Below are 16,076 nucleotides of genomic sequence, written 5' to 3' on the forward strand. Positions count from 1 at the left end.
GTTTCAGGTCGCAGAATTTCTAAAGAAACTCACGGTCAGTCCCCTCTACCTCTGGGAGAGGGCTAGGGTGAGGGGGGCTTTTAGTAGACGTCGCGTCGGTAGCGGCCCTGCTCGATCAGGCGGTCGACCTCTGCAATTCCGAGTATTTCGTTGAGCGCGTGGTCTACGCCTGAAGCCATCCCTTGCAAGCTGCCGCAGATGTAAATGACGGCGCCGTCGGCCAGCCATTGCTTCAGCAAATCAGCCGACTCACGCAAGCGATCCTGCACATAAATCTTCTCGGCCTGATCCCGCGAGAACGCCAGGTCCAGCCGCTCCAGATCCCCCGAAATCAACCATTCTTCCAGCTCATCGCGACACAGGTAGTCATGCTCGCGATTGCGTTCGCCGAACAATAGCCAATGACGCTGCTGCCCATCGGCGATCCGCGCCTTGAGCAAACTGCGCAGACCGGCCAGGCCGGTGCCATTGCCCAGCAGGATCATCGGTACCGGTTCGACCGGCAGGTGGAAACCGCTGTTGCGCCGCACGCGCAGGCTGATGGTGCCGCCCACCGGGGCGTGTTCGGTCAGCCAGCCGGAGCCGACGCCCAGGCTGCCGTCGGGATGCAGTTCCTGACGCACGATCAGTTCGAGGATGCCATCGGCGGCGATCGAGGCGATGGAGTATTCGCGCATGGCCAAGGGCACCAGCGCATCAGCCAGCGCCTGGGCATGCAGGCCGACCAGGTGAGCTCTGTTTTCCGGCAGTTGTCGACTGGCGAGGGCTTGCTCCAGCGGTTGCGACAGGCCAGCGAGCGCAACTGTGGCCCGACCGTCAATGCCCAGGCCATCGAGGAAATGTTCGATCGCCCACGGACAATTGCGCGGCAACACTTCCACCAGGTCACCGGCCAGCCAGCTGCTGGTGGTGGGGGCGGTGAGGCCGAGCAAGTAAACGCCTGAACCGCTGCTGTCAGGGTTGAGCAGCTCACGGCGGGTCAGGGTCCAGTTGTCATAGCTTGGCGCTTGCCAGGTGTCCACGGGCGCCTGTCCGGTCAGCAGGCCCAGTTGCTGCTGCCAGTGACGCAAGGCGTAAGGGTCGCCGCTGTCGACCTCCACAGGCGCGAACAGGGTCTGGCCGCCGTGTTCGCCCAGCCATGTGTGCAAGCGTCGAGCGAAGCCGCAGAAATGCTGATATTGGCGATCGCCCAGCCCCAGCACGGCGTAGTTCAGGCTTTCCAGGCTCAACGTCCGGGCCAGCACTTTGCGCTCAAACCCCCGGGCGCTGTCCGGCGCTTCACCGTCGCCGAAGGTGCTGACGACGAACAACGCATGGCTGGAATCACGCAAGTCTTGCTCGCTGACGTCCGCCAGCGGCTGAACCTTCACCGGCAGGCCTGCAGCCTGCAATTGCCCGGCGGTCTGCCACGCCAGTTGCTCGGCAAAGCCGCTCTGGCTGGCGAAGCCGATCAACCATGCAGGCGTGTCGGTACCCGATTGTGCGAGGCCTTTGCGAGCATCCTTGATCTGCTTTTTCTTGCGTCGACGATCGAGGTACAACAACCAGCCTGTGACGAAAAACAGCGGCATCGTCAGCGCGCTAATCGTCAGGATGATCCGCCCGATGATTCCGAAATAGCTGCCGACGTGCAGCGCGTAAATGCTGGTCAGCAGTTGCGCCTTGAGGCTCTTGTCGCTGTAGCGATCATGCCGTTTGACGGTGCCGGTTGCCGGATCGAGGGTGATCTGGTTCAGCGCGCGGTCGTGGGGCGAGGTGTTCAGCAGGTAGAACACGGTGGCCGGCTGCCCGGCCACGGGCGGCATGCGGATGTTGTAGGCACTCAGTGCCGGGCCGGCAGCGCTGTAGATGCTGCTCCACATCGCGGCGTAATCGGCGGTGGGGGCCGGGCCGCTTGGCGCAGGACCGCGACCGCTCCGGACGCGCTCGTTCTGCGGTGAGTCGGAAAGCAATCGGGTCAGGCCCTTGTTGTACCACTCATAGGACCAGGACAACCCGGTGAGCGCTGCCAGGAGGTAAAACACCAGGCACCAGGTACCGGCCACCGAGTGCAAATCCCAGTTGAAGCTGCGGCCTTTTTTCTTCCAGTCGAGGGTCAGCCAGGCACGCCAGCTTTTCCACTGGCGCGGCCAGCGCAGGTAAAGACCGGACAGGCAGAAGAACAGCAGAATCAGCGTGCACGCGCCGGTGATTTGCCGACCGGTATCGCCCATGGCGAGGAAGCGGTGCAGTTGCAGCATCAGGCCGAAGAAATCCTGGCCAGTGGCGTCGCCCATGAATTCGGCGGTGTACGGGTCGAAGTAGCGCATTTGCCCACGGCGCTCGCCCGGTGGCGGAGTAAAGATCACGCGCGCGGCGTTGCCGCTGTCAGTCTCGACCCAGAGCATCGAGACTTTCTTGCCGGATGCACCTTCGATTTTCTCCACCAGTTCGGCGGGCGGCAGGACGCCGGCGACCTGCTTCTCGACCTGCAACACAGAAGGGTTCAGTGCGCGCAGGATTTCATCCTGAAAAGATACCGTCGCCCCGGTGATGCCCATCAGGGCCAGGACCAGTCCGGCGCTGATGCCGAAAAACCAGTGCAACTGGAACAGGGTTTTCTTCAACACGTTCGCTCGCCTTGTTCGTTCGAAAATAATGATCACGGCGCGCATTATGCCGTGGGTTGTCGAGAAACATTCTTTTTTACGCACAAAAGCCCCGTTCAATTGAATGAACGGGGCCTGTCGCTGATTTCATCCTTCATCCGCACTTCATGTGGGAGCGAGCTTGCTCCGGGCGGCGTTCCGACGATGGCGGTGTGTCAGCCAACATCAATGTTGAATGTGCCGCCGTCATCGTCGGAACGCCGCCCGGAGCAAGCTCGCTCCCACAGGATCAGAAGTGGAAGTTGGCGCTCAGCAGGGCGGTACGGCCCGCCGCCACGTGGGCGTAGTGCGTCTGGAACACCTGGTCGAAGTAACGCTTGTCGGTCAGGTTCTGCACGTTGAGTTGCAGGTCGACGTTCTTGGTCAGGGCGTAGCTGGCCATTGCGTCGTAGCGCCAGTAGGACGGGATTTCCACCGAGTTGGCGACGTTGCCGAACTGCGAATCGACGAAGGTGGCACCGGCGCCGACGGTCAACTTGTCCGGTACCAGGTCGTAGGTCGACCAGAACGTGAAGTTGTTCCGTGGGGTGCTCGGCATGTGGTTGCCTTCATCGGCGGCGAGGGTGGTTTTGACCACTTCGCTTTCCATGTAGGTGTAGCCGCCGAAGACTCTCCAGTTACGGGTCAGCTTGCCGGCGTAGCTCAGTTCCACACCATTGACCTGCTGCTCGCCGTCCAGCACTTGAGTGGTGCCGCCGTCCGGATCGTTGATACGTGCGTTGGTTTTCTCGGTGCGGAACAGTGCGGCGGTCAGCGATAGGTCGTCACCGAAGAAGTCCCACTTGGTGCCGATCTCGTAGTTGCGGTTCTTTTCCGGGTCCAGATCAGTGTTGTTCGCCGCCAGGTCCAGGCCACCGTTGCCGCTGGTTTCACCGGACGGGTTGCTGGAGGTGGAGTAGGCCGCGTAGATGCTGCCGTTCGGCAACGGGTTGTAGACCACGCCGATCTGGTAGTTGACCAGGTCGCTGGTGTTCTCACGGGAGAAGTCGTTCGCTGGTGCTGTGCTGCTCGCGTTGGCGTGGCCGCTGGATTTGACCTGGTAGTTGTCGTAACGCAGGCCCAGGTTCAGGGACCATTGCTCGTTGAACTTCAGTGTGTCGAACACGTAGGCCGCAGCGGTTTTGGTGTCGGTGTCGGTGAACGCGGCGCTGTCGGTGATCGAGCCGTTCCAGTTATCCCCAGGCGTCGGGTTTTGCAGGCTGGTGCAATCGCCGGAGTTGAACAGGGCGCGGTTGCACCGGGTGCCGCTGGCGGTGGAGGTCAGGATGTACGGGCGGTTGTGGGTGTCTTGATAGGAAAACTCAAGGCCGGTGACCAGGCTGTGCTCGATGGCGCCGGTGTTGAACTTGGCACTCAGGTCGGTCTGGTTGATCCAGCCGCTGGACGTCGAGTTACGGCTTTTCGCGCCGCGATACACGCTGCCAAGCGCCGCGTTGCCCTTGCTGTCGTCCGGGTTGGTGACGATGTAATCGAGCGTGGAACGCGACATGCGGAAGCTGTTCGAAACGGTCAGGTCATCATTCAGATCGTGTTCAATCTTGATGGTGCCGCTGTCGTTGCTGGTCTGGCGATAGTCGCGACCGGTGAGACCGTAGAAGTTGTCGCGATCGACATGCACAGGTTTATCGACGTTGTACTTGCTGCGGTTGGGGCTCAAGGTCAATGGGAGGCCGTAGTCGGGCATGTCGTCGGTTTCGACGTGGTAGTAGCCGACGGTCAGGCGAGTGTCGGTACCCAGGCCGAACGCGAAGGAAGGTGCCACGCCCCAACGGCTTACGTCCACGGCATCACGGGCGGCGACGTTGGCTTCGTGCTTCATCAGGTTCAGACGGAAGGCCGAGGTATCGGTCATCTGCTGGTTCAGGTCGAGGGTGGTGCGCTTGGTCTGGTCCGAGCCCCAAGTGAAACCGCCGTTGTAGGCATTGCCCAGTTTGGCGGTCTTGCTCACCAGGTTCAGGCTGCCACCGGTGGAACCGGCGCCGGTGAAGGCTGATCCCGGGCCCTTGCTGACTTCGATCGATTCTACGTTGAAGATCTCGCGGCTCTGGGAGGCCGGGTCGCGCATGCCGTCGATGAACACGTCGCTTTCTGCGTTGAAGCCGCGAATGATCGGACGATCGCCGGCCGGGTTGCCGCCTTCACCGGCACCGAACGTGATACCCGGTGTGGTACGCAGCGCGTCGACCAGGCTGGTGGCACCTGTGTCGCGAATCACTTGTTGCGGAATCACGGTGACGCTTTTCGGCGTTTCGCGCAGCGGCGCGGTGTATTTCTTGTTGGCCGAGGTATCGGTCTTGTAGGAGGTCTCGTCCTGAGCTTCGCCGTTGATAGCGGTAGCGCCCAGGGAAATCACGTTGCTCGGTGCTTTTTCGTCGGTCTGTTCAGCCGCGAAAGCCATGTGGCCCGCCGAGCTGGCAGTGATCGCCACGCCAATTGCAGACGCTAGCAAACGCGGTGAACTGACCGGTAATTGTGGTTGTTGGCGTGACATGAGAATTCCCCTCCCCAAGGATTTGAGGCCGCGGAATATAGGGTAAACAGGTATTTGTATCAATTGCGAAACGTTACTATTCGCGAGGAATTTACATTCTTTACAATTTACCCTTACGGTTTTTGCTGTCTCGTACGTCGCGGGGGTTTTACAGAGTCAATAAGAATCAATACCATTGCCGCCTCTTTGTCTTCAGGTGTCATCCCATGCTGCTGCACATTCCCGGCGTGTTCACGAAAGAAGAAGTGCAGCGCATCCGCGAGGCTTTGGAGCAGGCGGATTGGGCTGACGGCAAGATCACCGCCGGCTACCAGTCGGCCAAGGCCAAGCACAATCTGCAACTGCCTGAAGGTCATCCGCTGGCCAAGGAAGTCGGCGCGGCGATGCTGGAACGGCTGTGGAAAAATCCACTATTCATGTCGGCGGCGTTACCGCACAAGGTCTTCCCTCCGTTGTTGAACTGTTACACGGCCGGCGGCAGTTTCGATTTTCACATCGACAACGCCGTGCGCCAGCCCAAGGGCAGCATCGAGCGGGTGCGCACCGATTTGTCGGCCACTCTGTTCTTCAGCGAACCGGACGACTACGACGGCGGCGAGCTGGAAATTCAGGACACCTTCGGCACCCAACGGGTGAAGTTGCCGGCCGGCGACATGGTTCTGTACCCCGGCACCAGCCTGCACAAAGTCAACGCCGTGACGCGCGGCACTCGCTACGCCTCGTTCTTCTGGACCCAAAGCCTGGTCCGCGAAGACAGCCAGCGCGCCTTGCTGTTCGAGATGGACGGGGCGATCCAGCAGCTGACCCAGGACATGCCCGACCATCCTTCGCTGATCCGCCTCACCGGCACTTATCACAACCTGTTGCGCCGCTGGGTCGAGGTATGAGTTATCAACTGCGCCGCGAGGAAGTCCTCGATGGTGATCGGCTCAAGTCCATGCTCGACGAAAGCCCGGCACGTGCCGCTCAGGCGATTCTGATCGCTGCCCGTGAAGGTGTGCTGGATGCTCAGGCCTTGCTCGGGCAGATTCTGTTGGATGGCCAGGGTATCGAGAAGGATCAGCCGCTGGCTGTGCGTTGGTTCGAGATCGCCGCCCAGCGTGGGCATTTGATGGCGCGCAACATGCTCGGTCGTTGTCATGAACATGGCTGGGGTTGCGTTGCCGATGCTTCGGTCGCTGCGGGGCATTATCGACTGGCGGCTGAGAAGGGGCTGGATTGGGCGATGTACAACTGCGCGAATCTGCTGGCCACCGGGCGCGGGGTGATCGAGGATCAGTTGCAAGCACTGAATTTGTATCGCTGCGCGGCTGAGCAGGGACATGCAAAGTCGATGAACCTGCTGGGGCGTTATCTGGAAGACGGGCGGGTTTGCCCGGTAGATCCGCAAGCTGCGCGTGACTGGTATCGACGCTCGGCGGACGGCGGGGATTTTCGCGGGCAGTTCAGCTATGCCGCCGTGCTGGCGGATGAAGGCGAGATCGACGAGGCGTTGGTCTGGTTACGCAAGGCCCTGGACGGTGGGAATCTGAATTTCTTGCGGGTGGCGAGTCAGACGTTATCGACGTCGACTGATCCAAGAATTCATGGGCTGGCCACTGAGTATCAACAGCGTGCTCGGGAGCTGACTCCAGGATAGATTTACGCAGACACAAAAAAGCCCATGACACGTCATGGGCTTTTTAATTTCTACGAGTAGCGCTTACACGTAGAACGACTTCAGCGGCGGGAAGCCATTGAATTCAACAGCGCTGTAGCTGGTGGTGTAGGCACCGGTCGACAACCAGTACAAACGATCACCAATCGCCAGGTTCAGCGGTAAACCGTACTTGTAGTTTTCGTACATGATGTCGGCGCTGTCGCAGGTCGGGCCGGCGATGACCACTTCTTCCATCTCGCCTTTCTTCTCGGTCCAGATCGGGAACTTGATGGCTTCGTCCATGGTTTCGATCAGGCCGGAGAACTTGCCCACATCCGTGTACACCCATCGCTCTACAGCGGTACGGGATTTACGGGCGACCAGCACGACTTCACTGACCAGGATGCCGGCGTTGGCGATTAGCGAACGGCCCGGTTCCAGGATGATTTCCGGCAGTTCGTCACCGAAGTCTTCCTTGAGGAAACGGATGATTTCTTCAGCGTAGGTTTCCAGGCTGTTGGTGCGGGTTATGTAGTTGGCCGGAAAGCCGCCGCCCATGTTGATCAGCTTCAGGTGAATGCCGTCTTCTTCTTTCAGACGTTCGAAGATCACTTTGACCTTGGCGATCGCCGCGTCCCAGACGCTGATGTCGCGCTGTTGGGAGCCGACGTGGAACGAGATGCCGTACGGCACCAGACCCAGGTCACGAGCGAGAATCAGCAGGTCCATGGCCATGTCGGTCTGGCAGCCGAATTTGCGCGACAGAGGCCAGTCAGCGGTGGTCGAGCCTTCGGTAAGGATGCGCACGTAGACTTTCGAACCCGGCGCAGCCTTGGCGATGTTGCGCAGGTCGGCTTCGGAGTCGGTGGCATACAGACGCACGCCCTTCTCGTAGAAGTAGCGAATGTCTTTGGATTTCTTGATGGTGTTGCCGTAGCTGATGCGATCCGGGCCGACGCCCTGGTTCATCACTTTGTCGAGCTCGTAGATCGAGGCGATGTCGAAGTTCGAGCCTTTCTCTTTGAGCAGGTCGATGATTTCGACGGCCGGGTTGGCCTTGACCGCGTAGTAGACCTTGGCGAATTCGAAACCGGCGCGCAGGTCGTCATAGGCCTGGCTGATCATCGCGGTGTCGATCACCACGAACGGGGTTTCTTGTTTGTCGGCGAAGGCCTTCATTTTGTTGAAGGTATCGCGCGCGAAATAGTCTTCGACGTTGATCGACATGCTGGGAACTCCTACTGGCAAACTAGATTAATCAATGGGTGCAAATGAACGTCCTCCGTATCCCCACTTTGGTTCGCCTACTTCCCAAGGCATGTCGCCGAAAGCAAAAAGGCCATGGGAAGCGGTGCTTTCCCTTGGCCTTGCTGTCTCGTCGTCAGTACTTGAGCCGGATGGATCGTTTCCAGCATGGACGTTCGGCGCGAACTTTAGGGCGTGAGGGGCTTGAGATCAACAAAAAATGTCGCGTTTTTACACGCATCCGTCGTGCGGTCCCGGACAACTACTGATGTAACCGACCTGCATGACAGTGTGATGTTCCCCGAATGGGGAATTTTGAAGGGAAACATGAAGCCATTGTGGCGAGGGGATTTATCCCCGTTGGGCTGCGAAGCAGCCCTGGAACCGGAACCGACGGTGTACCTGGTACACCGCATGCACTGGTTTTACGACTGCTTCGCAGCCGGACGGGGATAAATCCCCTCACCACAGAGGCAAATCAGGCCAGCGCTGTCTCGGCAGGCGAAACAATACTGGTCTTGCCCCCACGGGACTTACCTGAGCTCAAATACTCGGCAATCGATTCCTGAGTCACTTCCCCAAGGAACACCCGCTCCGCATCCATCACCGGCAACCACGAGCGGTTGAACTCGTACATGCGCGACAGCAGGATGCGCAAATGCTCGTCGTACACCGCAGTGGCGTTGAACTCGCGCAGGTATTGCGCGCATGTACCGGTCTGACGGTGCAGGTCGCGACGTCGTACATAACCCAGCGCCTTGTTCTCGCCATCAGTGACCACGACATAACGACGGTCCAGTTCGTCCATCAGCTCCAGGGCCTCGGCCACCGGCGTTTCCGGGCTCACCGACGGTGCGTTGTCCGCCGCATCTTCGGCTTTCACCAGCAACAGACGCTTGAGGGTGCTGTCCTGGCCGACGAAGTTACTGACAAAGTCATCCGCCGGGTGCGCCAGCAGCGTATCCGGGTGATCGATCTGCAGCAGCTTGCCCGCACGGAAAATCGCGATCTTGTCGCCCAGCTTGATGGCTTCATCGATGTCGTGGCTGACCATGATCACGGTCTTGTTCAGCGCGCGTTGCATTTCGAAGAACTCGTTCTGGATCATCTCGCGGTTGATCGGGTCGACCGCGCCGAACGGCTCATCCATCAGCAACAACGGCGCATCCGCCGCCAATGCACGAATCACCCCGATTCGTTGCTGCTGGCCACCGGACAATTCACGCGGGTAGCGATTCAGGTACTGCTTGGGCTCAAGCTTGATCATGCTCATCAACTCGCGGGCGCGGTCGTGGCATTTCTGTTTGTCCCAGCCCAGCAGGCGCGGAACGATGGTGATGTTTTCCTCGATGGTCATGTTCGGGAACAGACCGATCTGCTGGATCACATAACCGATGTTGCGGCGCAGGGTCACGGCGTCGAGGTCGGTGGTGTCTTCGCCGTTGATCAGGATCTTGCCGGAGGTCGGCTTGATCAGGCGGTTGATCATCTTCAGCGTGGTGCTTTTGCCGCAGCCCGATGGCCCGAGGAACACACAGATCTCGCCTTCATTGACGGTCAAGCTTACCGAGTCCACGGCTTTCACATCTTTGCCGTTGCTTTGGAAGGTCTTGCTGAGGTTTTGAAGTTCGATCATTTCAGGAGTCCTTTTGGAGTCAGCGTGCGTTGCAGCCATTGCAGAAGCAGGTCGGCGAAGATGGCCAGGAGACTGACCAGCACGGCGCCGACGATCAGCATCGACATGTCGCTGCGGCTGATTGAAGCGAGAATAAGTACACCGAGGCCACCGGCGCCGATGGTGGCGGCGATGGTCATGACACCAATGTTCATGACCACGGCGGTGCGCACACCGGCGAGGATCACTGGCACCGCGATCGGCAGCTCGACCATGCGCAGACGCTGGCCGAAGGTCATGCCGATGCCACGGGCGGCTTCGCGAATGCCGGGGTCGACGCCGGTCAGGGCGAGGTAGGTGTTACGCATGATCGGCAGCAGCGAGTACAAAAACACCGCAGTGATCGCCGGCATCGGACCCAGGCCCTGGCCGAATTTGGAGTAGAACGGCAGCAGCAGGCCGAACAGGGCAATCGATGGCACCGTCAGCAGCACCGTGGCGCTGGCTTGCAACGGGCCGGCGAGGGTCGGGAAGCGTGTCATCAGAATGCCCAGCGGCACGCCGACCAGAATTGCCAGGGTCACGGCAATGCCGACCAGGGTGATGTGTTGCCCGGTCAGTTGCAGGACCAACGGCCAGTCGAGATGGGAAAAGGCGTTCAGAAATTCCATGTCTTTTCCTCCTTAGTTCAATGGATGCTGGCGCAGGAAATCGGCGGCAACGGATGAAGGGCTTTCGTGGTCGACATCGACCCGCGCGTTGAGCTGGCGCATGGTGACGTCGTCGAACAGTTCGGCCAGCGGCTTGAGTTCTTCCGCGAGTTTCGGGTGAGCGTCGAGGTAGGCCTGACGCACCACTGGCGCGGCGGTGTAGTCCGGGAAGTAATGCTTGTCGTCTTCCAGCAGTTTCAGCTTGAAGGCGTTCAAGCGACCGTCGGTGGTGTAGACCAGACCGGCAAACACCTGACCATTGCGCAGAGCGGTGTAGACCAGCCCGGCGTCCATCTGGCGGATGTTTTTGCGGTTCAGGTTCATGCCGTAGAGGTTCACCATGCCGTCCAGACCGTCGGAGCGGTTGGCGAATTCGGTGTCCAGCGCCACCAGGTGATTGGTCTTCGCCTCAGCCTGCAGCACCGTGTTCAGCTCGCTGATGGTGTTGATCTGCGGGTAAGCCTTCGCGGTGTTTTCCGGCAGGGCCAGGGCGTAGGTGTTGCTGAACTTCGACGGGGTGAGCCAGATCAGGCCTTTTTTCGCGTCGAGTTCTTTCACCTTGGCGTAGGACTGAGCGCTGTCGAGCTTGTCAGTGATGTGGTTGTAAGCCACCAGCGACACGCCGGTGTATTCCCACATCAAATCCAGCTGACCACTTTCGTGGGCGCTACGGGCCAGGGTGCTGCCCAGACCGCCGGTCACCTGGGTGTCGTAACCCTTGGTGTTCAGGTATTGGGACGTGATTTCCGCCAGCAGGGTTTGTTCGGTGAACACCCGGGCGCCGATGCGGATCACCGGTTTTTCAGCGGCTTGGGCGATTCCTGCGAACAGCAGGGCGCAGCCTAGAAATAAGCATATTTTTTTCATGAGATTTCCTTTGCCGAGGCTTAAGACGGGCGCAAGCCGCGTTCGAGCCAGAGGCGGCTGGCGAGTGTCACCAGACCGTCGAGCAGCAAGGCCAGCAGGGCGGTACAGGCCGCGCCGAGCAGCAGTTGCGGCTGATTGTTCAGGGCGATGCCAGGGAAAATCAGGCTGCCCAGACTGTTGGCGCCAATCAGGAACGCCAGCGGCGCGGTGCCAACGTTGATCGCCAGCGCCACGCGCACGCCACCGATGATGATCGGCACGGCGTTTGGCAGTTCGACCCGCCACAGCACCTGAGTCGGTGTCATGCCGATACCGACGGCCGCTTCCTTGAGCGAACCCTGAACGTTTTTCAGGCCTTCATAGGTGTTGCGCACGATCGGCAACAGCGAGGCGAGGAACAGGGCGAAAATCGCGGGGCCGCTGCCGATGCCGAGGATACCCAGGGCGATGGCCAGTACGGCAAGAGGCGGCACGGTGTTGCCGATATTGAAGATCTGCATGAAGCGTTCAGCGCGGCCCACCATGGTCGGGCGGCTGAGGAAGATGCCGGCGGGAATGCCCACAACAAGGGCGGCCAGCATGGAAACAAGGACAAGAATCAAATGGGCTTGCAGGTAAAACAACAAATCGTCGCGGTAATGTTCGATCGTGTTGATGCCAATCCAGTGGACCAGCAGGGCCAGGAGGGCGACGACAACCGCACCTCCAATAAGCCCCTTGCCATAGCGAATAGCCACAGGCGGACTCCTTTTTTCTTTGTCGGCGAACGCAGTCCCGTGGGGCATGCCATTCCTGGCTGCCGGGATTATCGACGTTCGCGAGAAGCAGCTCTTCATGCTGATGAAACCGCATGAGATCGAGCCATAAGCGCAGCCTCGTCAGGCTAACTTGCAGGTTTTTCAAACCCTGCTACGAGAGCTGTAACAGGGGAGTGGACGCCTCCACCTTTTAAAAGGTTCCATAATTAACAGCATTTAGCCACCCTTGATCGCCCTTCGGGCCCGTCAATTGCCGTTGGCGACAGGGCGAGCGGTGGTCCGTAAGGCTCGGTTTGCGCTATACTCGCCGCCCTTTTTTGAATCACCTGCCAGGCGATTTCCCATGACCAAACAGGCCGCCGAAGTCGCGAAACGCCGCACTTTCGCCATTATTTCCCACCCTGACATTACCCTCTGAGTCAGGCGAAGACAGGCCCCGTCATATTCCGATTTAATCTACTGATTCCATTGATGAAAATCGCCGCGACCGCGACAATCTGAGACACCCGAAGACGAGCTGAGCCACAGGATTTGTGTACATGGCAGCGTACACAAAACAGCCTTTCGGAAGCCCCAGAAAATTATGTACGCAGTCCGGAGAGCTTATGGCGATCTCAGACGCATGGCTGAAGGCCAACAACGGCAAACCCCGCAGCACACGTGAAGAGAAATCAGACCGCGACGGGTTTGGTGTGCGCATCACCCCGAAGGGGAAGATCACCTTTCAGCTGCGCTTTCGCTATGACGGTCGCCCCTGCCGCCTTGATCTCGGCACGTACCCGTTGATGTCACTCAAGGATGCGCGCGCAGAAACGCAGCGCCTGCGTGCTCAGCTGGAGCAGGGACACGATCCGAGGGTGGTGAAGCAGCTGGAGAAACAGGCGATCCTCCAGGCTGATTCCGTGGGGTCGCTGTTTCGCCAGTGGTACGAGGCGTACTGCAAAGGGAACAAGAAGGGGCATCACGAAATCCTGCGTTCATTCGAGATCCATGTGTTCCCCAGAGTCGGCAAGCTCCCTGCCGGGAAAGTCACCCTGCACGAGTGGCTGGCGCTTCTTGAGGGGCAGGCTAAAGCAAGGCCCGGTATCGCCGAACGTATCCTGGTCAATGCCAAGCAGATGCTGAAATGGGGCGTGAAGCGCCGGTTGATCCCCTCGCACCCGCTAGCGGAGATCAACGCCAAGGAAGACTTGCAGATCAAAAAAATCGCCGGGTCGCGCTCCCTTTCCAACGAGGAAATAAAGCTCGTGTGGAAAGCCATGGAGCAATCGCGCATGGCGACCAAGAACAAGATTTTCCTGAAGCTTTGTCTGATCTACGGATGCCGCAACAGCGAGTTGCGTCTTAGCGAAAAAAGCCATTTCGACTTTGCCAAGAAGATTTGGACGGTGCCCACCGAAAACCACAAGCTGGGCAAAGCCTCAGGAAAGCCGCTTCTGCGCCCGATCACCCCGGATGTTGAGGCGCTGATCAAACAGGCCATGGCGCTCAGCGCCGAGGGCAAGTTCCTGTTCACGAACAGTGGAACAACCAAGCCGATGGGGGCAGGCGCTCCCTTGCAGTTGCCTTACAACATCATGCAGTGGCTGCGGCGGCATGAAAAATATGAAATGCAGCACTGGTCGGTTCACGACCTGCGCAAGACCGCGCGTACCAATTTCTCGACACTGACCGAGCCCCACATTGCTGAAATCATGCTTGGCCACAAGCTTCCGGGGAGCTGGCAGGTTTACGACCAGTATGACTATCTGGCGGAGCAGAAAGACGCCTATAGCGCGTGGTGGCAACGCCTCACAGCCCTAACGGCATAGCCGCCGTAAGGGGCGGAACGACTGGCATCTATCCTATACAAAACCTCCTGGAATCGGGCTAGCATCCAGCAGGAGTGCTCAGATTATTCCCTTGACGGAATAGTCATTTAAAGGTATATTTAAGAATGTGGCTTATCGAATTTTGCGACGAGTTTGACCCTGAATTCGAGGCCATGGCGGAAGCGGTTCAGGATGAGCTATTGGCGCAGCTCAAGGTACTTGAGCGGTTTGGTCCGGAGTTGGGGCGACCCCATGTGGACACGCTCAATGGCTCGAAGCATGCCAATATGAAAGAGCTACGCTTCAAGACTGATGACGGGGTTTGGCGTGTGGCTTTCGCATTTGACCCGGAAAGAAAAGCAGTTGTTCTGGTTGGTGGCGACAAGTCGGGCAACAGCGAGAAAAGGTTTTATAAAGTTTTGATCAAGAGTGCAGATAGGCGGTTTGACCGGCATCTGGCCTCTTTGAAGAAGGAGAACGGCAATGGCTAAGTCACTTGATCAGGTAATGAAAACGCTCCCGGCTGCACGCAAACAAAAGATCGAGCAGCGCGGCCATGAGCTCATTCAGGAGCAATTGACCTTGCAGGCGCTGCGCAAGGAGCTGAACCTCACACAAGAGGCAATGGCTGAGCTTCTGGATATGAAACAAGCCAACGTTTCTAAAGTGGAAAAGCGAGCGGACATGCTGATTTCCACGTTGCGCGGTTATGTTGAGGCTATGGGTGGAACACTGGAGTTGGTCGCCCGGTTGCCCGGTCGCGGGCCTGTGAAGCTGGAAGGTTTTCGCGACCTGCATGCGGATTGCAAATAGAACTTCCAAAATTGAAATCTAAGTTTTCTTTCAAGTTTTGTGATATGGCAGCCCTGGGAATGTTTGTTTACTTCATTTGAGTTTCTTTGGGCATAGGCAAGCGCAATTTGTCACAAAGAGCTTTATCAGCCAAGATAAAACTATCTTTTTTGAGGTCGGCTCCGTAGAGCGTAGGATTGCACTGAAAAGCGATAGAGAGCCATTCGGTCCGATTTACTACGATAACCGAGGAACTTAAAGCCATGCCTATCAAAAAAAAAGCTAAAAACTGCAAGGACTCAATGTTTAGACTGGTTTTGTCTGGTGATTTAAAGATAACCAGACTCCAAACTCCATCTAATTTACTTATCACATAGCCAGAAAAGAAGGCACCTAGCGCTGTGCCAATCCCGCTATATAGTTGTCGATCTACTGGGTTGAAAGGAATTGCCAAGGTTGCAATGATCCATCCAACTAATAGTCCTAAAAATGTTAGCAAAAAATTCGATTGTCTCGTATTTATTTTTTCGGAGTTGTAATTCCAACAGAGAATAGAGGTTACTACTAATCCAATACCAAAGAATATGTCGCTCATTATAACGGATGGCGTAAAAATAGCAGCAGTAGTTAAGCTGTCTAACCATTCGGTATTCATATGCTAATTATCTCATCTGTTATAGTGCACTAGTCATAATGTCCGGTTGACGGTCTCTAAAATTATAAATATAGCAGCGGTTTTATTTTTTTCCACCTGTGACGCTTTTGAGTGTGTCAAGCGTTGCATGAGGCAACTCCACGCTCGAAGCACTTAATCGTGCGTATCCGCTCGCGCTGCTCCCACTCGAAAATATCGCCCGCATCCCAGAGATTGCAGCTTCCGGCGTGCTTCATGCAGGGAGCCGGAAATGGATTCACTAACCGCCTCATGCGGCGAAACAGCGTGCGACTTGAGCAGCGAAAACGGTCACATAAATCTTTCGTCGAATAATAGGCGTTCATCTCATTTCCCCATTCGGGATCATGGCTATCACGCTACATGAGGGCGCTGCGCCAGCCGCCTCTCGCATTCCTCTTGGGGGCTATCCGGATCGCGGCGGACTATTACAGATCAATACAGGGTGATCGAGAAAGAATCACAACCAAAAAGTGTAAAAATTAATAACTTATAAACTGTATTGGTAACATTATTAAAATATTGATCATAAACTTTTGTATATGGCAGAAAGAGATATTCAGAATGCAAATTATAATCAGAGGGGAGTTGACTATGACTCAGTTGCGTCAGGCGTTCTATGAAAAGCTCCTAGAGTTGGAGGAGCTTGGTGTTGAGCGCTTTAAAGGCGCAACTTTGTACGTCAATCCGATTAATGAGTTTGGAGATGATGTTATCTTGCGGAATAAGTACGGGCAAGTAGTCCATAAATTATTCAGTCATGGGCCATATCGGAGTTGCGCCGAAGATATTTTAATATAATTAAAGGCAAAATATAGCGTCTAGAT

14 protein-coding genes and 1 pseudogene are annotated in these 16,076 nt (G+C 57.4%); 7 read left to right on the forward strand and 8 right to left on the reverse strand.

Going from position 1 to position 16,076, the window contains the following annotated elements; translation table 11 throughout:
* Nucleotides 1–80: 80 nt before the first annotated feature.
* Nucleotides 81–2,609: a PepSY domain-containing protein gene (locus ACA059_RS04070; RefSeq protein ID WP_497632824.1), complete on the reverse strand. Its 2,529-nt coding sequence runs from the start codon at nt 2,607–2,609 to the stop codon at nt 81–83.
* A gap of 268 nt (nt 2,610–2,877) precedes the next feature.
* Nucleotides 2,878–5,139, reverse strand: coding sequence for a TonB-dependent receptor (locus ACA059_RS04075; protein WP_497632825.1), 2,262 nt, complete (start codon nt 5,137–5,139; stop codon nt 2,878–2,880).
* A 206-nt stretch (nt 5,140–5,345) separates the two neighbouring features.
* On the opposite strand from ACA059_RS04075, the gene ACA059_RS04080 reads away from it, so the two are divergent.
* On the forward strand, nt 5,346–6,026 hold the full coding sequence (locus ACA059_RS04080) for a Fe2+-dependent dioxygenase (protein ID WP_497632826.1): 681 nt from the start codon (nt 5,346–5,348) through the stop codon (nt 6,024–6,026).
* Entirely contained in the window at nt 6,023–6,778 is a 756-nt protein-coding gene (locus tag ACA059_RS04085) for a tetratricopeptide repeat protein (protein ID WP_497632827.1), read from the forward strand. The genes ACA059_RS04080 and ACA059_RS04085 overlap by 4 nt, the downstream gene beginning before the upstream one ends.
* Before the next feature lie 63 nt (nt 6,779–6,841).
* Here ACA059_RS04085 and ACA059_RS04090 read toward each other — a convergent pair whose 3' ends face one another.
* The 5 genes from ACA059_RS04090 to ACA059_RS04110 all read right to left on the reverse strand — a co-directional run bounded on the left by ACA059_RS04090 (nt 6,842) and on the right by ACA059_RS04110 (nt 11,952).
* On the reverse strand, nt 6,842–8,005 hold the full coding sequence (locus ACA059_RS04090; protein ID WP_033058084.1) for a type III PLP-dependent enzyme: 1,164 nt from the start codon (nt 8,003–8,005) through the stop codon (nt 6,842–6,844).
* A gap of 496 nt (nt 8,006–8,501) precedes the next feature.
* Nucleotides 8,502–9,659: an osmoprotectant ABC transporter ATP-binding protein OsmV gene (locus ACA059_RS04095; RefSeq protein WP_497632828.1), complete on the reverse strand. Its 1,158-nt coding sequence runs from the start codon at nt 9,657–9,659 to the stop codon at nt 8,502–8,504.
* Nucleotides 9,656–10,309: an ABC transporter permease gene (locus ACA059_RS04100; RefSeq protein WP_008148960.1), complete on the reverse strand. Its 654-nt coding sequence runs from the start codon at nt 10,307–10,309 to the stop codon at nt 9,656–9,658. The genes ACA059_RS04095 and ACA059_RS04100 overlap by 4 nt, the downstream gene beginning before the upstream one ends.
* 12 nt (nt 10,310–10,321) lie before the next feature.
* Nucleotides 10,322–11,215 (reverse strand): glycine betaine ABC transporter substrate-binding protein, encoded by an 894-nt coding sequence (locus ACA059_RS04105; RefSeq protein ID WP_497632829.1) that lies wholly within the window; start codon nt 11,213–11,215, stop codon nt 10,322–10,324.
* A gap of 20 nt (nt 11,216–11,235) precedes the next feature.
* Nucleotides 11,236–11,952: an ABC transporter permease gene (locus ACA059_RS04110; RefSeq protein ID WP_054049992.1), complete on the reverse strand. Its 717-nt coding sequence runs from the start codon at nt 11,950–11,952 to the stop codon at nt 11,236–11,238.
* Nucleotides 11,953–12,316: 364 nt separating this feature from the next.
* Between ACA059_RS04110 and ACA059_RS04115 the strand changes: the two are divergent.
* The 4 genes and pseudogenes from ACA059_RS04115 to ACA059_RS04130 form a co-directional block, all read left to right on the forward strand.
* Nucleotides 12,317–12,379: pseudogene (locus ACA059_RS04115) on the forward strand (hypothetical protein); the annotation flags it as partial.
* 199 nt (nt 12,380–12,578) lie between these two features.
* Entirely contained in the window at nt 12,579–13,784 is a 1,206-nt protein-coding gene (locus ACA059_RS04120; RefSeq protein ID WP_497632830.1) for a tyrosine-type recombinase/integrase, read from the forward strand.
* A gap of 125 nt (nt 13,785–13,909) precedes the next feature.
* Complete coding sequence (locus ACA059_RS04125) at nt 13,910–14,275, forward strand: type II toxin-antitoxin system RelE/ParE family toxin (RefSeq protein WP_497632831.1); 366 nt, start codon at nt 13,910–13,912, stop codon at nt 14,273–14,275.
* Nucleotides 14,268–14,597 (forward strand): XRE family transcriptional regulator, encoded by a 330-nt coding sequence (locus ACA059_RS04130; RefSeq protein WP_497632832.1) that lies wholly within the window; start codon nt 14,268–14,270, stop codon nt 14,595–14,597. Before ACA059_RS04125 ends, ACA059_RS04130 begins: the two co-directional genes overlap by 8 nt.
* A 67-nt stretch (nt 14,598–14,664) precedes the next feature.
* On the opposite strand, the gene ACA059_RS04135 is transcribed toward ACA059_RS04130, so the two are convergent.
* Nucleotides 14,665–15,231 carry a hypothetical protein gene (locus ACA059_RS04135; RefSeq protein ID WP_497632833.1) on the reverse strand — a complete coding sequence of 189 codons (567 nt, stop codon included), beginning with the start codon at nt 15,229–15,231 and terminating at the stop codon, nt 14,665–14,667.
* 612 nt (nt 15,232–15,843) lie between these two features.
* Between ACA059_RS04135 and ACA059_RS04140 the strand changes: the two genes are divergently transcribed.
* Nucleotides 15,844–16,050, forward strand: coding sequence for a hypothetical protein (locus ACA059_RS04140; protein ID WP_497632834.1), 207 nt, complete (start codon nt 15,844–15,846; stop codon nt 16,048–16,050).
* Nucleotides 16,051–16,076 lie beyond the last annotated feature (26 nt).

The organism is Pseudomonas sp. LBUM1647 (assembly GCF_059716175.1).